Here is a 21,476-nt window from a genome sequence, read left to right on the forward strand (position 1 = left end):
CTTTCGTTTAGTGGGCATTGAAGATGGATTTGGCAAGACTTCCGGTCTTGAACAGGGTGAAACAGAGTAGAACAGTATAGCCGAGGGTGGTCCATACGGCCTTGATGATGTCGGTTTCCGTAGCGATGTTCTGCACCAGTACGGCATAAATGCCGACGCAGACCATGATGAGGAAGGCCTGGAAGGCCAGGGCCAAAAGAGAGCGAAGATAATTCTGTCCCATACCGCCCCATTCCCGGTTGACCATGGTGGCCATGGGGATGGGCCCTACCGACGTGACCAGATAGATCTCGATCATGCGGCCATAGATGACCAGGAAAATACAGATACTCAGGGCTTGCATGGTAAAGCCAATGAACAGGCTCTGAAACCAGAGTCCGAAGAGCGGACCCAGTTCCATGGCGCTCAGCCTTGTCTGAAGGTCTGCCACTGTAGTGGCAAGATCCACTGAAGCGTCCGCTGATATGACACCGGAAGCGCTGTTAACTACCGATTGCGCCATATCGAAGATGCCCATGACGATGTCAAAGGTGTGGGTTACCAGAAGAACGGCCACGAAGGTTTTGAAGATCCATTTGAAAAAGATCCAGGTATCGATGTCATGAAGATTATTCCGGTCGATGACCATTTGGATGAGCTCGTAGGTCATCACAAAGGCAAGGATCACACCCGCGATGGGGATGATGACGCTTTCGGAGAGGCTGCGGATCATGGAAAAGACGCCGGCATTCCATGCTGCCGGCGTCAATCCCACTTGACCTGCGATTTCGCCAACCTGTTGGTTGACGTTATCAAACATCCCCGACAAATTTGTGATGATGCCTTCTACAAGCATCGTCTTCAGCCATTCGGTGATTTTGTCGAGTATGCTTTCCATCGCTTTCTACCCGATTAACCGAACAGACCGGAAAGCAGTGGCACTAGGACGATGCCGATGAGAGCGACACCGCCGCCCGCCATGAGCTGCTTCATGCCCTGGGATTTGGCACCGGGGTTGTCGTTGCCGTAGCCTTCGAGAAGGTTGATGACGCCCCAGATGGCAAGACCTGCACCGAGAGCGACGACGAGGGTTTGAAGTACATCTACTGCACTGTTAAAGAATTCCATTGATTGACCTCCATTATTTTAAATTTTGAGATGAAAAAAGCCGCTCATTCGGCGGCTTCGGGTTCGACGGACAGATCCATGTGGTAGACCTCATAGATCTCATCCGGCTTTGGCTTGAGACGGGTGGACAGGTACTTCTCGATGTTGAAGGCATTGCGCGGGTCCGCATCGGAGAGATACTTGTAGTTGGGGTGTTTCGTGATGTCGTACTTGCTCGAGAGAAAAGGCCGTACCCCGCGCAGCTGCAAAATACACTTGCCGCCGTCCAGCACGGCCAGTTCGTCGATGCTCATCAGCTCCTTTCCGAGTTTCTGGTAGTTCAGACTGTGGGAAACCTCACGGCCTCGGCTTTCCCCGGTGTTGAAGGTGTCGATGGTCTCCTTACCAAGGGTTTCAGAAAGCTCTTTTAATGTGGTGCGCTCCTTACCGCCCAGAAAGATCGTGCTATCCATATTGCCGATGATGGTATCGCAGTGATCCTTATAGAGAGCTTTCAGCTGGGATTGGGCCTGCAGCACCAGACAGGCCGAGATCTCCCGGCTTCGGATGGTGGCTACCAGCTTTTCCAGCTTGGGAATTTGACCGATATTCGCCGCCTCATCAATGAGACAGCGCACATGCACAGGCAGACGTCCGCCATAGACGTCATCTGCCTTGTCGCACAGCAGATTGAAGAGCTGTGTGTAGGCCATGGAAACCAGGAAGTTGAAGGTGTCGTCTGTATCGCTGATGATGATGAACAGCGCCGTTTTCCGGTCACCCAAGGCATCCAGTTCCATTTCGTCATAGGCCGTCAGGTCTCTGAGCTCCTTGATGTCAAAGGGCGCGAGACGTGCCCCGCAGCTGATGAGAATGGATTTGGCGGTCTTACCGGCAGCCAACTTGTATTTCTTGTACTGCCGGACTGCAAAATGCTCCGAGTCACGTTCTTCCAAAGCGGCGAACATCAGATCCACCGGGTTCTGAAAGTCCTCGTCATCCTCGCGGACCTCTGAGGCATTGATGAGCTCGATAAGGGTTGTAAAGTTTCGCTCGCTTTCTGGAGCCTCATAGTGGATGTAGCCCATGAGCGCGGTATAGAGCAGGGTCTCCGCCTTGACCCAGAAATCATCTCCGGCTTTGCCTTCACCCTTGGTGTTGGCAATGAGGGCCGTCACCAGCTTGAGGATGTCTTTTTCGCTCTTGATGTAGGCAAAGGGGTTGTAGTGCATGGATTTGTTGAAGTTGATGGTATTGAGGATCTTGATCTTGTAGCCTTCCCGCAGGAGAAGCTGTCCGCATTCCACCACGACACTGCCCTTAGGGTCTGTGACCACATAGCTGGAATGGCACTGTATGAGATTAGGCTTCAGCCAAAACCGCGTCTTGCCAGATCCGGAACCACCCACCACCATGACGTTTTTGTTGCGTGCCAGGCGAGGGTCCTTGGGCCGGTTGTTCATGGTCAGGAGCTCAGTTTCCGTGAGGATAACGTTGTTGCGAAAGGATGGATCAATGAAGGGCTTGATGTCCTCAGGCTTGCCCCAGCGGGCTGAGCCGTATTCGATGTTTTTGCGGTACTTTTTGGCGTTCCTGCCTTTCACATGGACTGCCACCTTGATGGCGACAGCGATCCCAATGCCCGGGATCAGGTCCTGCTGGAGCAGGCTCGGCCAAGGTGACTTGAAAGCAAAAGCAAAGCCGTCCATGAGATGCAGCACTTTTTGTGAGACATCCAGTCCAGGAGAAGATCGCCAGGCCTCTCCAAGCTTTGAAGTAGCGAGAGCAATCAGAACATAGGGGAGGTTTATAAGGAGCAGTCGCTTGATTTTTCCTGTCATCGCGTCAACTCCTTGTCTTTGTTTTTCACCCGGTCCATGACCTTGGCCTGGACCAGAGCCTTGAATTTGGCAAGCTGCTCCAGGATGGAAGGTTGCTTGTCCCTCTTGAGGACCTTCGCCGTATATTCTGTGAAGGCTGCGGTGAGGGCATCGGCATCCCGGGCCTTGAAGAAGACCAGATATTTGGGCTTCTCTCCGGTGGTGTCCTTCTTGAGGGCGTAGTCTACGCCGTACTTTCTGGCGACTTGCTCAAAGGACTTGATGTTCTTGTCCGTAATCTCAATGTTGGAGACTCCGGCATTCTGACCGATGAGTTCCTTCACGGTCTGCTTGCCATGGGGGATCTGCGGCGGACTGTCCCGGCTCTTCTTCATTTCAGCCAAAAGCTTGATGAGTGCGGCCTTCAATACACGACCGGTCATTCGTGTGGTACTGACAGCCAGGGCGACGGTCCTGTTTTCCACCTCTTCCTGCATGAAAAATTCCTCCTTTCATGGTTTGGTGAATTCAATTTACAAAACTACGTATCTTTAGCATGAAATAAGTAAACTCGTAAGCTCTGTAAGATTTAGAGCTCAGGTTCCGTGGACTTCTGTTTCGGTTTGGCTACATACAGATCGTCCTTGGGCTTGATAGGGATGGCGACGATGCGGCTGCCCATCTTCATGAAGATCTCAGGATCTGCAAATTTCTCGCGGTACTTCTCGGCCAGCTCAGGCGTCAAGGAATCAAAATCCTCTTCACCAAGCCCGCAGACGATGAAGGTCCCGGCGATGATGTCGTAGTCCTCAAGTTTTCGGTTAAGGGGGAGTCCGATGAGCTTGCCTTCTTCATGACAGACAATGGCAACCGGGTCATCATAGGGATAGACGGCTTCGATGTAACCGCCGACAACCTGCTGCAGAGAGTTCAGGTCACCGGCGATACTGGCCATACGCGGCGATTTTTCAGGTTCAACAATCAATACATCCATAGATTTTTTCTCCTTTTCTGTTTTTGAAATTGCACGAAACATTCCTTTTAAGCCATGTTTTGTGCATAATCAGGAATTATGCTATTTGGGGGTCTTCTGACCGTGGCTTTTAACCGTCAGGATGCCGCTTAAGGTTGTTGACGGGATGCGATATCGCTCAGCGATGGCAATGTCGTTTTTCACGGCTTCGTCGATCCGAGAGCCGCAGACCACAAGGACGTTGGAGCGTCTGAGGTAATCAAGCTCAATGTCCTGTCTGTCCTTATGCTCCTGGGGAATACCGTCATCTATGAAGGTTGAAAGCATCAGGATCGGACAGATGGGATTGTAGCCAGCGTCGAAAACCTTCCGGCTGTATTTGGCGGCAATCTCCGTATTCTCAGTTGGATCAACGCCCCATGAAGCGGTGATATAGGCGAGAGGTCTTTTCATTTTGAGTAACTCCTTTCAGAAAAGATGAACTTTTGAATCAGGTTCTTATGGCTGGGTGAAACTTTGAAATTTGATTATCGTGCTAATTTGATTTGCGAAACTTGCATGAAAGTAAACCCTATCTTATTTGCCGGGCTTAATAAGGCTCCCCAGATCCTCGTAAAAGTGGGAACCTGCTCCGTAAAGATCATGTTTAACCAGTGCTGTATAATAGCTATCGATGGTGGATGGGGCATTGAATAACGTTGTTAGGAGGTATTTCTTGATATTCCGAATGAAGGTGGTGTTTTTATCCAGGCATTCAAAGACATATTCGATGTGAGTGCTGTCGATGCGCTGCAACCGTTCCTTGACCAATGATGCAGGGTAATCATCCCCGGCAACGGTGATATAGTCTCGCTTGGAACAGAGGGTCTCCACCATCAGGTCCACGATTTCATCCAGCCGATCCTTGTCATAACGCTGAACAATAAACTCGTATTCGATTTTCTCCTGGATGGTCTCCTTGATGGAATGAGCGTCCAATCCAATCTCATCCTTCTCGATCGTGGCTTCTCTTGATGGATCAGGGATTGATCGATGTTTACTTAATCCCTTAGTCATTAATGGATCTTTATTTGTTTTCTTAGTATTTAATTGCGTTGGATTTTCCAACGTAGGTTTCTCCAACACTGGAATATCCAAGATTGGATTTTCCAACATAGGTTTATCCAATGCAGGATTCTCCAATATAGTCTCCAGGTTTTCTGTAGAATTTGTCGCCAGATGAGGCTTTTCATAAATCGTGTAGTCCGTACCCTTGAGGTGACCAAACTCATTTCTCTCTCTGACTCGGACGATGTATCCAGCCCGTTCCAGTTCACGAACCGCTTCCCGAATGGCATCGATGCTCTCCCGGTTGATCATGGAAAGTCCCTTGAGGGTGTAATCCCAGTCTTCCGGGAGTGACAGCATCTGAGATAGTAGCCCTTTGGACTTCAGCGACAGATCCTTGTTTTTCAGATGATGATTCGCCATAACGGTGTAATCCCTCGTTTTCTCAACTCGAAATACAGCCATCTGCATCCCTCCCTTCGTCCGGTTGAATAAAAAAAGCGCTTCGCATTGAAGCACTTCGGAGAGGAATTACCTTTCCTGTGATTGCTGGCGCTTCCGCGACCAGCCTTCCAGCAGCTTGATGATGGTTTCCTCCATCTGCTGGGGTGTATAAGACTTCGGAAAATACTTCTTGAGTTTCTCGCCGGTGAGGGTAACCTTCTCCGGCTCGCCTTTTTTCTCTTCGGACATGATGGCGGTCATGACATCTAAGGTCAGTTTGCCGTCTTGACTGTACTTTTTCAATCGCTGGGCTTGAGACAGGGAAGGGGTAGATTGCTCCATGTCCATGGCTTCCATCAGCTGGACCTGTTCATGGGGTTTCAGGTAGGAAAGCTCAACAGCCGGATTGAAGGCTATCTTTTTAGCATCAACCATATCCAATAGCTCAGGTACGAGCTCTGTGAGGCGGATAAAGCGTTGGACTTGCTTATAGCTTTCGCCGGTTTGATCACCAATAATTTCAGTGGAACGTTTGCCTGAATAAGTAGGGACAACTTGTCCCACATTTTCTTTTGGCGGTCGACCAAGCTGCCTATCAAGAGCTTCCAACTTCAACTTGTAAGCGAAGGCGCGCTCACTGGGCAGTATGTTCTCACGTTGAATGTTGCTGTCAACCATGATAATGGTGGCAGCGTCATCGTCGAGATTCCGGACAATGCAAGGAAGAGTCTCCTTACCGGCCAGCTCACTGGCGCGCTTGCGCCGGTGGCCGGAGATCAACTCATATCCACCTTCTTCACGGGGACGGGCGATGACCGGTACCAGGACGCCGTGCTTGGTGATGCTCTCAGCGGTCTCCAGCATTGATTCATCATCTATCACCTTGAAGGGGTGATTCTTGAATGGATGAAGCTGTGTAAGAGGAATGTCGATGACCTTTTCCTGTGAGGCTTCGATCCTTGTTTCTTCAGTCTGAAAGATCTCATCGTAAGAGGTCAGATTTAGATTTCTGCCGCTGGGTTTCAAGCTTCATCACCTCCTTCGTCAGATTTCTGTAGGCTTCTGCTACTTTACCCTTGGGATCATGGGCAAAGATGCTTTTCCCATAGGAAGCAGTTTCTGCCGCCCTCACGGAGTGGGGGATGGACGAGTCGAACACCTTCAGCTTGGTTCCATAGGTTTCCCGCAAAAGGGTACTTATTTCCCTGGCGTCATTCGTCCGGTTATCTACCATAGTCAGCAGGATGCCATCGATCTTCAATTTGGGATTGATTTGCTTGCGGACTTTGTTGACGGTTTGAAGCAGCTGCTCCAGACCTTTAGCGGACAAATACTGGGCTTGGACAGGAATCAGGACACTGTCTGCTGCAGCCAGAGTATTGACCGTCAGCATGCCAAGGGAAGGCATACAGTCAAGCAGGATGAAGTCGTAGCCAGATTTGATACCGTCAAGATAATCTTTTAGGATCTTTTCCCGGCTCATCACATTGACCAGCGAGACCTCAAGTCCAGACAATTCAATGTTAGCTGGCATCAGATCCACACCTTCAGGATGATGCAGGATGCCTTCCTGGGGAGAAAGCGCGGTTTCATTCATGGTCTTACCTAGAACAGAGGATAGTGTCACGGGCAGTTGATCCGGCTGAGAATGACCCAAGCTGATCGTCAGGCTGCCCTGGGGATCGCAATCCACAAGCAAAACCTTCTTGCCTTCGGTGGCCAATCCGATGCCCAGATTGGTGCAGGTGGTGGTCTTGCCGACTCCGCCCTTCTGATTGGCGATGGCTATTACATTGGTACTCAAATATTTTTACCTCCTTCTTTTCAAATTTTCCGAATTTACGTTTGACATAAAATCCATATCTCCCAGAAATATGTATGAATTATCTACATATTTTGATAAGATTTATGTGTAAACCAACTTATTATTTGTGTTTAGTTAAATACCTGATTTAGGCCTACTATTACGAGGTCTGATCAGTAAGTCCATTAAATAATGAGGATTTAACATTTTGGGAGGGATATTTATGAATTATTTTGTATTTAACATAACTGAAAGCTGTGAACGTGATACAACAATTAATGATAAGAAAATCTCAAACCTGGATAAGATAATTGATTCAATTCTTGGTCACAGCGGAAACGGGCTTCCAGGAGAAATTCAACACTTCAAAATATCTGACGATGATGAATCCAATAAAATAAAACTTCTTAGAGACAAATATTTAGACTTACATAAAGTGGACTCCTCATATGAAACATTTATAAGCGGTCTCGCAAATGACTTATTAAAAGCAGAGTTAGTTGAAGAGAAAGATGGTTCTAAAAGAAGGCACAAAAGAATCACTCCAGGGATTCTGATAATAAAACATGAAAAAGGAAAGCTAACTTTACTAAAACTTGAAGAGACAAGCAGCATTGATAAGCTCACATACGAACTGAAAAGTGCATTTATGACCGATAGACGATACTATAAGGCTGCCATAATTTTAAACAAAACGATTAATGTTATAGACAAAAATCGAAAAGTAGCAAATTACTGGGCATATGACTTCTTGCATTTGGAAAGAGAAAGGGATGACAAGGAAAATACAAAATATCTAGTTGCTAAAATTAAATCAGATGAGTTAGTGGCTAGGGAGATCACTGATAGCACTTTACGAAAAATAATATCCGATTTGATGCGTGAGAAAATCTTAACAGAATCACGTTTCGAGCCAGATGAATGGTTGGAGGAGATTAATAATTCGATCAAATCGGAAGATCTATCTTTCAAGAAAATTGAAGACATATTTTCTACGGAGGCTTTGGATTTTCTAGATGAATCTTTTGAAATTGACAAAAAATTCGCCCGACAACAATTCAAAACTGTAATAGAGATAAGTCCGGATTTAAAAATAGAAGCGATAAATATAGAAGTTGCAATCAGAGCTCAAAAGATATCATTTGATGATGGTTACATACAAATACAAGTGCCTGAAGAATACAGGGCAAATATTCGTCAGCTGTTTAAATAAATGAGGTGATAAATTGAAATGTTCATGGTCAACTTCCGAACTTAATTTACAACTGGATGAGCAAGTGTCTGATGATCTTATTATGCATTTAAATGGATGCAATCCATTTTGCAATGGGGAAAATATAACAGCCTTAAGAACCCATATAGATAGAGGCGATGCTTTTTCGATATATCCATCAGCAAGTAATTTATTTATTTGTGATGAGCAATTCATTAAAAGTTGTACACATCCAGTTGCACTGTTCAAGTATTACGAGAAAAAAATCGGCAATGGGAAAATTCCTATTACCATAGGCAAGCGGGATGATATTCTTGATATTGAGCCTGTGACATACTCAGATGATTTAGGGCATACCTATCAAGAATTATTGGATACAGTGATTCTTGATGTTGGGTCTTTAAAAAAAACTGCAGTAACAACACCCCCAGATATTTTTTATTACCTGTCAAATCATAATGGTAATAGTAATCCCTTTTGCAGATTTCTTTCAGAATTTCTAAGTTTAATGGCGATTTCAGACAGAGTGATTGCATCAGACGAAAACCTAAATAAATTTGAGTTTCAAATATTCACAAAAGACAATGTAAAAAAATTTAGATTTACTTGGCAAGATGTCGAGTCTATGAATAATAATTTTTGGTATTCGTGCTACAAATGGATCACATCAGATGGGCAAAAATCCGTTGATGCAAAATTAAAGCGTAATATTGTAAGAGAAGCGATAGCCAAACACTATTCCGAGGATAGCGTTAAATCTTTTAACGAAGAAAGTAAATCAGAGTTAATTCAAATTTTCGATAATATTCTTAGGTTGATTGTTTCAGGGAGAACTACAGAATATTTCGAGACACAAAAGACTCTTAAGGCTGAGTATATTGATATTTACTCAAAAAACTTTGAGTCCTTCTCCAACGTTATAAATGCAATTTTGGCTTTGATAGTGGCTTTAGTTGCTGGCATGTATGGAGTCTTGTTTGCGCAGGGAGAAGTTTTTGATGTTTTCAGCCCCAATAAGTCAGTTGGAATACTTTTAATCCTAATGTTGGTAGCTGAAATCTTCGTTTTAATTTCTTCAATTGCCAAGTTCATCAGTCATAACTCTTATATAAAGAAGCTAAGAAATATTAATTCAGACAAGTTGATGATTTCGGACGAAGACCAGGAATACCTAAAAAATAATAGAACAGGTTTAGTGACATTCGTTTACATTACATTGACCGTCATAATTGCTCTAACAATAGGGGGAATATGTTGGTTTATGCGTTCGTGATTTTTTAGTTATCATCATAAAGTGCCTTATGAATACACCATTTAGTGAGATAAACTGACCCGATTCAAAACGCCTGTCAGGAATGAGGTCAGAAAGCAGCTGTAAAAAATGCTGGGCCTCTGCTCCATGACAATATGGCAGTCGATTTCTTCAGGCATCTGGCTCCCCATGATTTCGTGCATCATCCCGAGAAACACAGCAAATTGCTCATCACCCGTGATGGAATGCATGTAGAACAGGGTATCGACGAATTCGCCGAGGCTATCCAGATCATCAAAGGATTCAGATACCGCCTCGGCAAAAGCTTCACCTTGCTGCTCAGCCAATTGGTAGACTTGATTGTAACGTTGATTAAAGGTTTTTTTCATGGCGACCTCCTTAAATTTTGGCAAAATAAAACCGCCACGTTTTGTGACGGCCTTTTCTTGGTTTGCTATTCAATTCCTTGTTTCCTAGTCGATTTTAGATTTCAAGCCCTGAAAGTAGGGACTCAACATAAATTCCAGGAGAGATGGCTTTGGGATCAGATACCTGTTTCCCATATTGAAACATTGCATCAGATCCTTGGTACACCATTTAGCAACCGAATTTCGATGATAGCCAGTGATCTCGGATGCTTCGATGACGGAAAGAACGTCGGGGTAATAGGCCATCCTATGAGAATAGACCGTTGCCAACTTAGCTCTTTCTTCTTCCGTTAACACTTTTAGTTCCCGATTGTATCCCTTGTACGTAGGTCCTCGTTTATACCATCCAATTGGAGCCATATAGCTCTCAGGAGATATATCCCGGCCTTCAAGATACTCGATTACGTCGGTCATCTTGAGTTTGTACTTTCTGGTTTTCTTTCCGTTGTTGACACAGGGGACCAAGCCATTATCCAGAAGATGCTTTGCAGTCTTTTTACTGATGTTGCAGATCCGGTAGAATTGGTCCTTGGTAATAACAGCCGGATATTCCTTGAGCAGATAATCGTATTTACTGTTTATTTTCTTCATTGAATCACCTTTTCCTTAATTGGATTGTCAACGGCAGGTGATGCTGAAGCTCTATATTAAACAGTTAGAAAAGCCCTTTGTTCTCTCCTAAATCTCTCTTGTTCTCTCCAAATTCTCTCCTTTTTCCAAAAAAAGCGCCAAAATCGGGGTTCATTCGAACTATTGATTTGTCAAGGCCTTTCGGTATTCGGGTCCAGAAAACGCTGAAATTAGTGGGTTTGTAGATACTTCCATGTGCTTTTATCTTCTTCTAATTTCCACCATAGTGTGCATAAGACAAACGACTCGAAATCGTTCGGTCGGCTTAAAACCGGCTCGTGAGTTCGAATCTCACCGCCTCCGCCAGCCTACAATGCTGTCAGTCCATAGGATTATGAACTGACAGCTTATTTATTTTACATTAGCACTGGTTCAGGTAACTGTAACTGTGGCGCTATTGGTTCAGGTGGTAACTGAGAGAGAGAAGTTTTGTCAATCCACGTCATGGCATTGGCCGACGCCAATTTAGAGTTAAACTCCAGATGGGCGTATGTATTGGCCGTAATTGCAAAGTCACTGTGTCCCAGCCATTCTTGAATTTGTTTTAGCGGTACGCCGCAAGCCAACAGCAAACTGGCACATGAATGGCGCAGGTCGTGAAAACGCATTCTGCGAAATTCATGTTCAACCATAAAAACAGGAAACTCGCGTGTCAGGTAATCGGGCTTTATACGATTGCCAAGCTGATCCACATAGATGTAAATACCTTCGGCTTTGTTGTAGGATTTTCCGCAGAGCTTCTTATAATACTGCTGTTCCTCCCGGATAGCCAACAGCTTTGCCCGAAATGTCGGCACAAGCGGCAATGTACGATAGCTGGACTTTGACTTCGTTGTGTCGGCCGCCACTACAATCCTTTTTCCATTAATCGTCGCCATCGTTACGGTATGCTCGATGGTGATCGTATTGGCTTCAAAGTCGATAGCCTCCCACTTCAATCCTACAATTTCGCTGCGGCGCAGCCCATAAAATGCACCCAGGATGACTCCTAATTCCAGTTTATGACCCTTTACTGCTTCAAAAAGTTCAACAACCTCGGATTGTTTGAGAAATTTTCCGACAAAGCGTTCCTTTTTGGGCCTTTTCACTTTATCCATAACAGAATAGAGGATAAAGTCTCTTTCAACCGCATATTTGAGCGCCTTGCTGATGTTCGCATGATACTTGTGAACCGAAGTTGCCTTTACACGTTTGAGCTGTTCGGCGTAAAAGTCATTGATATCCAAAGCAGTCAGGTCTTGCAGGTAAATACCCTTTTCACGGAAATACGGTGCAATTACAGTTTTTACATTCATGCAATAGCCGCCATAGGTAGTCAGTTTGATGTCCGGCCTGATCACGTCAAGCCACTGCTCCATGAAGTCAGCAAATAATATCTTACGATCTTCATCTGGATTTTCTGGCTGCTCTTCTTTTTCTTGCTGAGCTTGCATCAACATTTCTTCGTATTCTTGCCGGGTTTTCTGGAGCATTGTTTCAGCCCGCTTCTTGTTTCCTTTCACCGGCAAACCAGTGGATACGCTTTTACGGTTACGTCCGCCATTACAATCTGCCCAACTCAATGCCATCTGGTAAATGCCTCGTTTTTCTTCCAGATGCCCCGCAACCTTAATAATAAGCTCATTATTTTGTAGATGATCTGTTTTCACAATAAAATCCTCCATTTCTAACAGATAGATTTCACCTACCATTGACACTTATAGTTTAGTAAGAAAAATCTATCGCGTCTATATGTGTTGCACTTTTATTGATTGTTTTTTGATATATCCGGGATTCCAAAGGCTCTCATATATTTCATAACCGTAACCTTTAGTATCCGAAATTCACGCCCTACCTTTAAGCATGGCAAGGTTCCGTTATTTATGAGCTTATAGACAGTCTTTGTGCTTATTCCTAACAGCTTGCTGACCTGCTTTACATCAAGAACGTCGGGATATTCCTTGAATACCAAACGGTAGATTTCATGAGTGCTGACTTCCACCTGATTCACCTCCGGATACTTATTTATTACCTGCATTAACATCACAAGAATAGGCTGGCTCCAGCTTTAAAAAGCGAAAGCCAGCCCATGGTTTCTAATGTTAATTCCACCGCATTTGCCACGCGTCCCCGGTGCGGGAATACTCCAGGCTGCCGGTGGCTCCGGCATCATAGCTCCGCTTGTACCGCCCTTTGCCAGAGTAGCGCATACAGCAGAAACTCCCCCCAAGTCTTTAGGGGGCCGTGAGGAAGTATCATTATGCCCATGCTTGTTGTCGCGTACTGGCTTGCCACAGCCAGATTAAAGGCATCGTTTATCGCTCCTGCATATGCTATCGTCGCGCCGATCCCTTAATCGCTTGCTCTTTTGGAGCAGCATGGAGAACGTACCTGAAATACTGTATATTCAGTTTTCAAAGTTCAAGGGCCGGAACCTGTTTGCCGGCCTGTAAAAGCTCATCGTTGGCCGATGGGCTTTTACAGATAGGCAACACAAATAGCCCGTAAAGCGGGAGCATGGAAAGGGACATGCCCCCGTACAGGCTATGGTTATGCTACTTTAAAAGCAAGGATTTTGGTAATAAGCTTGGTTTCCAGCCTGCGCCTAAGTTCCTCATCAACACATAAATGAGGGTTGCCGTTTTCATCGTAAAGCCGCTTGGTAGACAAGGCGGCTATGTAACCCTCATAATGTTTCAGCACGGCATTGATAGCGTCAATATTGCCGTCAGCCGCCATTCTGATGACGGGGAAAGGAAGCAGGCTGGTATTTTGAGATTTATGTTTATTCATCAGCTTTTCCCTCCAATAATTTTTTAAGCTGCCTGAGCGAGCTTGTCCGTTGGTATTGGACTGTGCGCCGTACCATGTTCAGTTTTTCTCCAATCTCCTGATCTGTCATATCAAGAAAATAGGATAGCAGGATAATATCGCGTTTTTGTTCCGACAAAGCTGCCAAAGCTGTGCCGATCAAATCGTCCTTTACCGCAATGTCGTATCCCAACACACTGAAATGGTTACTATCGGTGGAATATTCATCCATAACGTAAAGCTGATCCAATTCCTGCGGAGACAGTTCCGAAAAAGATATTTCATATTGCAAACGCCGTTGGGCTTCACGCACACAATCACGGTATTCTTCTCGCAATATCTTTTTGCAGAAGCTGTCAAACTGGTGCCGGATAGTTTTCCTTTGGGAAGAAGATAGCTCCATTGAGTTCACCTCCTTCCGTACCCGCAAGGCGGTGTTCTTTTCCCTTTCACTCACTATCCCGTTTGAAAAACGGATTTTGGCAAACTTCAAGGTAAAAATTTGAATTTTATTTTTTGAACTGTGGTCTTTGGGTAGCCTGCTCCAATTTTGAGGGCTTGTCCGTGCCTGATGGTCAGGTACGATAGCATCTTTGCTTGTATATACTTTCATAACCTTTTCCTCCGATCTGTTTTTGCATAAACAGTGCAGAGGGAGGCGAGCGTCCACCAAAAAGTGATAAAAATCTTCTATATTTGACATTAAAAAAGCGCACCCGCTTTAAATCAGGTACGCTTGCAAGGAAAGCCATGAATAATGGCAAATTATTTATGTTAATGTAAAATCGTGTCGATATAAAAAACGCCGCAATCCTATAATGGATCGCAGCGTCTTGACAGCTTTTAATTTTTCGTTTTCGTATTTGATTTTGCCTTAACTTTAATAGTAAAATATATATCATTCCGTAACCTCCCCAATGGGGAATCGGAATGACATTATTACCATAATTCCCCATATGTCACAATGGGGATTATATCGTAGAAACTTGTCAAAAACTTATAAATAACTTGTCAAATACCTATAAAATACCGCAAGTTTAGACAGAAAAAATAGCTTGTTTGTCGTAATCAAGCCGTTTTTAAAGTTTATTCCAAAACCATGTCGATAAAGTAACCTACATCCCGCACGGTTTTGATGTATTCAAATGTATCAGGGAGAGAACGAGTTCAAGATGTGCCTGGAGATAGGCGCGAAAGAGAAAGACATTTTTAAGTGCGGTTGACAATGCACCTTAGCCCTACTACTTGGCATACTCCCACTTGAGCTTTAGCTGCGTTTCAATATTGGTTGGCGATTTATGAATAACGTTTTTATTGAGAATAAAGATTTTGCATAGATATGGTTTAAAAATGCATCCATATCTATTTATTATTTGACAGATATCTGTTATAATAATTTTTGTAATTTTGTATAAGGAGCGCATGTGATGTCAATACATTGCAGATTATCCGTGCTGATGGGCGAAAAAAGATACAAAATAAAAGATGTGCATGAGAAAACAGGGCTTGCCAGAACGACAATCTCAAACCTATACCATGACAAGATGGAGCGGGTTGATTATGAAACTCTCAATAAGCTTTGTGAATTGTTCGAATGCAGCGTCGGAGATATATTAAAATACGATAAAGACTAATATTTAATATTTAATTCACTTTGCTGTCCATCTTATGGTACAGTAAGCCTGATAAAATAGAGGAAGTAAGGGGGTGTTTTGTTATGTGGTGCAAGAGTTGTAGCAGGGAAACTAATAGTGAAACCTGCGAGATTTGCGGTAACGCCACTGAGCAGGATACTCCTATTATGATTTATTGGTGCAACAACTGCAAGACACCGATCATAAAATCAGCAAGCAGAATCGACAAAAACATCTGTCCTTTATGCGGAAAAGGAACCTCTTATTTATGTGCTGATTTGCGCCCAGTATTTCCTGAAGAGCGGTTGCTGATTGAAATGTTAACCGCAAAACCGTTTGAATACATAAACAAGACCGTTTGGGCGGCAGATAACCGTTATTACATTGACGGTGAATCGAAGATGATCCCAATCAGTGCGTATAAAAAGCGCTCTGCCAACAAAATTATGGAGCTGCTTGAAAAGTACAAAGATCAAAACAGCTATGACGTTTTTAATCAAACTATAGATAAGTTTATCAAAGCCAATACAGAAAGACTGCATTACATTTTTGATGAAGCCACAGAGTTTATCAGGGATACCGCCAAAGCATACCCAAGTGAGAATATAGTAATCTCATTTTCAGGGGGCAAGGATTCAACCGTTACCGCCGATTTAACCGTGCGAGCTTTGAGTAATCCTAACTTAGTACATATATTTGGCGATACTACGCTCGAATTCCCCTTGACAATCGAGTATGCTAAGAGATTTAGAGAAAACAATCCAAAAGCGATATTTAAGACAGCAAAAAACAAGGAGCAGGACTTTTATGAAGTTTGCGAGGACATTGGCCCCCCTGCTCGTATGCTTCGCTGGTGCTGTTCTATGTTCAAGACCGGACCGATCACCCGTGTACTGAACAGTATGTATCGTGACAGGGACATTTTAACATTTTACGGCATCCGCAAAAACGAGTCCGTAAGCCGTAGCAAGTATAACCGTGTTGAAAATAATGCGGAGTCGGTCAAGATACAAAAACAAAAAGTCGCTTCCCCTATTTTCCTTTGGAAAGATATCGATGTTTGGCTTTACATATTGAGTGAAGGTATAGACTTCAACGATGCTTACAGGCTTGGCTATGACCGTGTGGGCTGTTGGTGTTGCCCGAACAATAATGAAAGAGCACAGTTATTATCACGGATTTATATGCCGGAGCAGACCAAGAAATGGCGTGAATTTTTGATAGATTTTGCTGTTAAAATCGGTAAGCCCGATGCGGAAGTCTATGTTGACAGCGGCAAGTGGAAGGCTCGTCAAGGCGGTAACGGCATTGCCGCCGCGGAGGATGTCAAAATCAAGTTCACCAACTGTGCGACTGAGGATAATGCAAAGGTATATAAGCTAAACCGCTTGGTTGATGATAGCTTTTTAAGTTTACTAACTCCATTTGGCAAGGTTGCCAAGGAGCTTGGTCGAAAGCTCATCAACGAAACCATTGTCTTGGATATAAAGACCAATGTGCCGATTTTATCTGTTCAGCCCTTTTCGCAGGACGGATATGATTATGCAGTAAAAATTAAGACGATGAATGTGGCAAAGCATGATGATCTGCAAAGAATGGTCGGTTATCAGGTGAGAAAATTCAACGCTTGCCGCAAATGCTTAAAATGTGAGTCACTGTGCAGATTTGGTGCAATCTCCATTATCGGTGACGAATATCGCATTAACGAAAGCAAGTGTAAACACTGCAAGATGTGCGTTACAGCTAAATACCTTGAAGGCGGCTGCCTGATGGATAAATACCTAAAGACAAAGGAGTAATTATGAGATTTAGAGCACATGACACCTTTTTCATACGAAAAGGCTGGCTATACAAAGGAATGAAAAATGTTGTCCGTGATAGAACAGTCTTCATGGGCGACAACGGAAACCCTATGGACATTTTAGGCATAGGTGCAAATATGGTTAAATCCCTACGGTATTGGCTGCAAGCTGTCGGGCTTACTGCTGAACCGCCTTTGGGGAAGAAATACCAAACCCTTACCCCTTTCGGTGAAATCGTCTATGAAAACGACAGATACATCGAAGAAATAGGAACACTGTGGCTTCTGCATTATAAACTTGCAACCAACGAAGCTGACGCAACGGCATGGTATTACTTCTTTAATGAGTTTACTCGTAATGAGTTTAACCGGCATGATTTTGTTAAGCAGCTCAACACCTACATTCTGCTAAACGAATCAGAGGTTTCCGATCGTTCTTTAGATGATGATTTTAACTGCATCATCAACACCTATGTGCCGAGAATCAAATCCAATCCCGGCAAGGTGCATCCTGAAAGCAATATCGATTGTCCGCTTGGCGAGCTATCGCTTGTAGACATCGCAAATAAAAAGGCAAAGACCTTTAAAAAAAGTGTTCCTAAGCTTGATAGTATACATCCGCTTGTAGTCCTTGCGGTCATTATTGACCAGGCTCAAGGGGAAAAGCAAATTAAGATATCTTCTATTCAGAACGATAAGTGTAATGCCGGTAAAGTGTTTAACCTCGATATTATCACACTAACCAGCTTGCTTAATAAAATAGAACTTATGGGATATATCAAGGTTGTTCGGACGGCTGGACTTGATTATATAGACATTGAAAGAGAAATTGACTTTTTAGGGTGTGTCAGAGAATATTACGGCGCAATCAACAAATAGACAGACCCTCTAAGAATGGAGATAGAGTATGTTCGATGAGAAAATATGGGTAGAGAAAGGTTTTCAAACATCAATCAATATCGCCTATGATCTACACAATGAAAATAAAGTGAAAAGCTTTATTCCTACGATGTCATCTATTGACGTCATTGAGGATGTCATTCTCAGCACCAGTGTGCAGGATAGAGGCAGAGCAAGAATATTGATTGGTGCATATGGCAGAGGAAAATCACACATCGTACTCATGCTCATGTCGCTTCTTTTTAAGAAAGACATAGCTTTGTTCGAAGTGCTTTTGAATAAAATTAAGGAACAAAATCCGAAGCTGTATGGGTTTATTACAGACTACATAAACAGCGATAAAAAACTACTCCCGATTATTGTCAGCGGAAGCAGCACAAGTATTACACAATCGTTTTTGAGCGCATTGCAAACAGCTCTAAAAAACGAAAAATTGACAAATCTCATGCCTGAAACCAACTTCAAGGCGGCTGTCAATACCATAGAGCTTTGGGAAAATCATTACCAGGATACGTATAAAAAGTTTATTTCAGAACTTAATGTACCAGTCAATGACTTTATCGTTTCCTTGAAAGAGTACGATGTGAGTTCGTATGAAAAGTTTAATAGGCTTTATCCTACACTCACATCCGGCAGCGCTTTTAACCCTTTCCTCGGCTTTGATGTAGTAGAGCTTTATGAAAAGGTCGTAGATAAACTAAAGGACGAAGGCTTTAACGGTGTATACGTCATTTATGACGAGTTCAGCAAATATCTGGAATCGAGCATTGCAAATACTACGATCAGCGACATAAAGCTGCTGCAAGACTTTGCGGAAAAGTGCGACCGCAGCGGCGACAAGCAAATGCATCTAATGCTGATTTCTCATAAGGATATTGCGAACTACATTGATAAAAGTCTTCCAAAAGATAAGGTAGATGGCTGGAGAGGTGTTTCCGGTAGGTTTAAACATATTAATCTGCATAATAATTTTTCTCAGATGTATGAGATTATCTCGGCTGTTATTAAGAAGGACGGAGACTTTTGGGCTGATTACTGCCAGAAGAATGAAACACACTTTAAAAACTTAATTGAGCGTTTTGAGGCAAACGGTATACTCGAAAAGAATGATAATGCCACAGCTCAGACGGCAGTAAAGGGCTGCTATCCGCTGCATCCGATTTCAACTTTCATCCTGCCAAGATTATCCGAAAAGGTAGCGCAGAACGAGAGAACGCTGTTTACATTTTTATCATCGGATAACAAGCATACCCTAACCGCATTTTTAGAAGATGCGAAGGGTGATTTCCCTATGCTTACCCCCGATTATGTGTATGATTATTTTGAACCACTTTTAAGAAAAGAGCCTTACACAAGCGAAATTCACAAGCTTTATGAAACCACTTCAAAGGTGCTTCAGAAGCTCGACGAAGACTCGCTGGCTACTAAAATCATTAAAACCATTTCGCTCATCTACATTGTTGAGCAGTTTGAAAAACTGTCCCCAATTAAAGACATGATCGTAGACACCTTCAGAGACAGCGTTTCCGATGTTAAGGTTATTGATGATGTACTTGCCGAGCTTATTGAAAAAGAGTGCATTATATATCTCAAGAGAAGTAACGGCTATCTGAAAATCAAGGAAAGCTCCGGCGTTGACATTGGTGCGGAGATTCAGAATGTTATTGAAAAGACCAGACTGACTTTGAGCGTAAAGGACATCTTGAATAAGTCCTCTTTTGACAGCTATATGTATCCCACTGCCTACAATGATGAAATGGAGATTACAAGATACTTTGATTTCACCTTTATAGACAGCATGGAGTTTTTCTCAGTTACAGATTGGGGAAGAAAGATTGAAAACCTAAGTGCTGATGGCGTGGTGTATGCGATTATTCCTAGTAACAACGAAGAAATCGAACAAATCAGAGAAGCTATTAAAAGCGGCAACTGTTACCACAATAGAATTATTTTCGTGCTACCTGTACGCTTTATGGATATTGAAAAAATAGCTTTTGAGTTTAATGCCGTTATGATCCTGAAGGACATGGTTTCTGATGATGAGCTTCTCTCTGATGAATATGATATTTATATTGAGGATTTAGAAGAAGTTATCAGTAGATATATTTCAAATTTTACTCGCCCGGAAATAGGAGAAGCCGAGTATTATTGGAACGGTGAAAAGCAGCCGTTCAAGAGAAAAGCACAAATCTCTGCCAAACTCTCGGAAATTTGTTCATTAACTTATCCGAACACCCCCATTATCAATAACGAATCCATAAATAAGGATAGTTTGCCGACTGTGGCAATAAATAGCAGAAGCAAGCTCATCTCAGGTCTGCTTGAAAACGAGCTGAATGTGAATTTAGGGCTTACCGGAACAGGCCAGGACGTTTCATTTATGAGAAGCACTTTGATACAGACAGGCATCCTATCTAACGAACAGGTAAAGCCAGTTTTGACGCTTACGCCTGATTATGAGAAAATGGCAAATACTCTTCGTGAAATACAAGAGTTTTTTAATAACGCTAACGCAAATGATGGGCAGAATTTCAAAGATTTATATGATAGGTTGACTCTGCCCGAATCTGGTTACGGCATAAAAAGAGGGGTTATCCCCATCTATATCGCCGTTGTGCTTCATTTTTTCAAGAAGTATCTTGTTATCAAGAATAAGACTGAGGAAGTTAAAATAAACGCGGATCTCTTAAATAGCATCAACGAAAATCCGAAGGCTTTTACTACCTTAATGGAGGATTGGAACGAAGATAAGTCAGCTTATATAAACAGCTTGGCAACCTTATTTTCAGATCATATTATTTCAAAAGAAAAGGATTACAACACCTTTACTTATGTAGTGTCTGCCATGTCACGCTGGTACATGAGCTTGCCTAAATATGCAAAGGAGTTAAAGACTAACTATAAAGGCAAAGATGCTCCTCCAGAAAAAATATCTCCTTCACAGATAAAATTCATCGGGAGCTTAAAGCAGACTGATATCAACGCAAGAGAGTATTTGTTCGAAAAACTGTTTGATATTTTTGGGTTTAAAGAATTCAATGTCGACATTATTGACAATATCAGAAGCTCAAAGGCTACCTTTGATGGAGCCAAAAACGACCTCGCCAAGCATCTGATAAGTGATGTAAAAGAGATTTTCAAGGCTGGCCAAGCCGGCAATGCCACCTTGACGTCCATTATCAAAGATTTCATTGAGAGATTAAAGCCAACTACTCTTAGCTACTTGTTCCCTAATGAAGAACATAAGGTATTGCAGCTCATGAGCAGTATTGGCAATGATGAAAAGACATTTATCGAAAGGCTTGCAAAGGCTGTTACCGATCTGCGAATTGACGATTGGACGGTAGATACGATTTCTCAATTTGCAGGAGAATTGGAACAGATAAAAAAATCTGTTTCAGAGTATGACTTAACTGCTGCACAGTTTGATAATTCAGCGGTAAGCTCAAGTAGTTACAAGGTGTCGTTCATTGGTAAAAATGGCAAAGAGGTTGTTAAGTCATTTGATAAGACAACTTACAGCGATAGAGGAAAACTTCTCTACAACGAGATAGCTACGGCTCTCGATGAAATGGGAAAGTCTATTCCAGAACAAGAAAAAAGACAAATACTTATGGAATTCATTGAAAAGATGTGCGGGGGAGGAATCTAACA

At 43.2% G+C, this 21,476-nt stretch carries 21 protein-coding genes; 6 read left to right on the forward strand and 15 right to left on the reverse strand.

Translation table 11 applies throughout. The annotated features are described in order from the left end of the window. Positions 1-7: 7 nt before the first annotated feature. From LPY66_RS00295 to LPY66_RS00335, 9 genes are all read right to left on the reverse strand, one after another. A complete protein-coding gene (locus tag LPY66_RS00295) occupies positions 8-877 on the reverse strand; it encodes a VirB6/TrbL-like conjugal transfer protein, CD1112 family (protein ID WP_337986197.1) in 870 nt (289 codons plus the stop codon). Between the two features lie 14 nt (positions 878-891). Next, entirely contained in the window at positions 892-1,107 is a 216-nt protein-coding gene (locus LPY66_RS00300) for a Maff2 family mobile element protein (protein ID WP_084234496.1), read from the reverse strand. 44 nt (positions 1,108-1,151) lie between these two features. Further along, complete coding sequence (locus LPY66_RS00305; RefSeq protein ID WP_337986198.1) at positions 1,152-2,927, reverse strand: VirD4-like conjugal transfer protein, CD1115 family; 1,776 nt, start codon at positions 2,925-2,927, stop codon at positions 1,152-1,154. After that, positions 2,924-3,403 (reverse strand): PcfB family protein, encoded by a 480-nt coding sequence (locus tag LPY66_RS00310; RefSeq protein WP_337986199.1) that lies wholly within the window; start codon positions 3,401-3,403, stop codon positions 2,924-2,926. The genes LPY66_RS00305 and LPY66_RS00310 overlap by 4 nt, the downstream gene beginning before the upstream one ends. A gap of 92 nt (positions 3,404-3,495) precedes the next feature. Then, a complete protein-coding gene (locus tag LPY66_RS00315) occupies positions 3,496-3,942 on the reverse strand; it encodes a DUF3846 domain-containing protein (RefSeq protein ID WP_337986200.1) in 447 nt (148 codons plus the stop codon). 39 nt (positions 3,943-3,981) lie between these two features. Further along, positions 3,982-4,332 (reverse strand): DUF7768 domain-containing protein, encoded by a 351-nt coding sequence (locus LPY66_RS00320; protein ID WP_337986201.1) that lies wholly within the window; start codon positions 4,330-4,332, stop codon positions 3,982-3,984. A gap of 123 nt (positions 4,333-4,455) precedes the next feature. Next, positions 4,456-5,391, reverse strand: a complete 936-nt coding sequence (locus LPY66_RS00325; RefSeq protein ID WP_337986202.1) for a DUF6017 domain-containing protein — start codon at positions 5,389-5,391, stop codon at positions 4,456-4,458. Between the two features lie 66 nt (positions 5,392-5,457). Beyond that, positions 5,458-6,396 (reverse strand): ParB/RepB/Spo0J family partition protein, encoded by a 939-nt coding sequence (locus LPY66_RS00330; protein ID WP_337986203.1) that lies wholly within the window; start codon positions 6,394-6,396, stop codon positions 5,458-5,460. Beyond that, on the reverse strand, positions 6,353-7,174 hold the full coding sequence (locus tag LPY66_RS00335; protein ID WP_211802751.1) for a ParA family protein: 822 nt from the start codon (positions 7,172-7,174) through the stop codon (positions 6,353-6,355). The genes LPY66_RS00330 and LPY66_RS00335 overlap by 44 nt, the downstream gene beginning before the upstream one ends. Positions 7,175-7,397: 223 nt before the next feature. Here LPY66_RS00335 and LPY66_RS00340 point away from each other — a divergent pair, with 223 nt between their 5' ends. Both LPY66_RS00340 and LPY66_RS00345 read left to right on the forward strand, forming a co-directional pair. Then, positions 7,398-8,387: a hypothetical protein gene (locus LPY66_RS00340; RefSeq protein ID WP_337986204.1), complete on the forward strand. Its 990-nt coding sequence runs from the start codon at positions 7,398-7,400 to the stop codon at positions 8,385-8,387. 13 nt (positions 8,388-8,400) lie between these two features. Continuing rightward, positions 8,401-9,660, forward strand: coding sequence for a hypothetical protein (locus LPY66_RS00345; RefSeq protein WP_143806909.1), 1,260 nt, complete (start codon positions 8,401-8,403; stop codon positions 9,658-9,660). Positions 9,661-9,701: 41 nt separating this feature from the next. Here the strand turns inward: LPY66_RS00345 and LPY66_RS00350 are convergent, their stop codons facing one another. The 6 genes from LPY66_RS00350 to LPY66_RS00375 form a co-directional block, all read right to left on the reverse strand. Continuing rightward, a complete protein-coding gene (locus LPY66_RS00350; protein ID WP_337986205.1) occupies positions 9,702-10,052 on the reverse strand; it encodes a hypothetical protein in 351 nt (116 codons plus the stop codon). 60 nt (positions 10,053-10,112) lie between these two features. After that, the gene (locus tag LPY66_RS00355; protein WP_084234509.1) at positions 10,113-10,658 is read right to left on the reverse strand and encodes a helix-turn-helix domain-containing protein; all 546 of its coding nucleotides are present in this window, start codon (positions 10,656-10,658) and stop codon (positions 10,113-10,115) included. 395 nt (positions 10,659-11,053) lie between these two features. Next, positions 11,054-12,388: a site-specific integrase gene (locus LPY66_RS00360; RefSeq protein WP_337986206.1), complete on the reverse strand. Its 1,335-nt coding sequence runs from the start codon at positions 12,386-12,388 to the stop codon at positions 11,054-11,056. Positions 12,389-12,441: 53 nt separating this feature from the next. After that, positions 12,442-12,714: a helix-turn-helix domain-containing protein gene (locus tag LPY66_RS00365; protein ID WP_337986207.1), complete on the reverse strand. Its 273-nt coding sequence runs from the start codon at positions 12,712-12,714 to the stop codon at positions 12,442-12,444. A gap of 512 nt (positions 12,715-13,226) precedes the next feature. Next, complete coding sequence (locus tag LPY66_RS00370; RefSeq protein WP_337986208.1) at positions 13,227-13,469, reverse strand: helix-turn-helix domain-containing protein; 243 nt, start codon at positions 13,467-13,469, stop codon at positions 13,227-13,229. Then, positions 13,462-14,100 (reverse strand): RNA polymerase sigma factor, encoded by a 639-nt coding sequence (locus tag LPY66_RS00375; protein ID WP_337986209.1) that lies wholly within the window; start codon positions 14,098-14,100, stop codon positions 13,462-13,464. Before LPY66_RS00375 ends, LPY66_RS00370 begins: the two co-directional genes overlap by 8 nt. An 814-nt stretch (positions 14,101-14,914) precedes the next feature. On the opposite strand from LPY66_RS00375, the gene LPY66_RS00380 reads away from it, so the two are divergent. The 4 genes from LPY66_RS00380 to LPY66_RS00395 all read left to right on the forward strand — a co-directional run bounded on the left by LPY66_RS00380 (position 14,915) and on the right by LPY66_RS00395 (position 21,474). Beyond that, entirely contained in the window at positions 14,915-15,121 is a 207-nt protein-coding gene (locus LPY66_RS00380) for a helix-turn-helix domain-containing protein (protein ID WP_337986210.1), read from the forward strand. An 83-nt stretch (positions 15,122-15,204) separates the two neighbouring features. Continuing rightward, positions 15,205-16,920: a phosphoadenosine phosphosulfate reductase domain-containing protein gene (locus LPY66_RS00385; protein WP_337986211.1), complete on the forward strand. Its 1,716-nt coding sequence runs from the start codon at positions 15,205-15,207 to the stop codon at positions 16,918-16,920. A 2-nt stretch (positions 16,921-16,922) separates the two neighbouring features. Further along, positions 16,923-17,801: a DUF4007 family protein gene (locus tag LPY66_RS00390; RefSeq protein ID WP_337986212.1), complete on the forward strand. Its 879-nt coding sequence runs from the start codon at positions 16,923-16,925 to the stop codon at positions 17,799-17,801. Positions 17,802-17,829: 28 nt separating this feature from the next. Next, positions 17,830-21,474, forward strand: coding sequence for a hypothetical protein (locus LPY66_RS00395; RefSeq protein ID WP_337986213.1), 3,645 nt, complete (start codon positions 17,830-17,832; stop codon positions 21,472-21,474). Positions 21,475-21,476 lie beyond the last annotated feature (2 nt).

The organism is Dehalobacter sp. DCM (assembly GCF_024972775.1).
In the GTDB taxonomy this organism is placed as follows: Bacteria; Bacillota; Desulfitobacteriia; order Desulfitobacteriales; family Syntrophobotulaceae; genus Dehalobacter.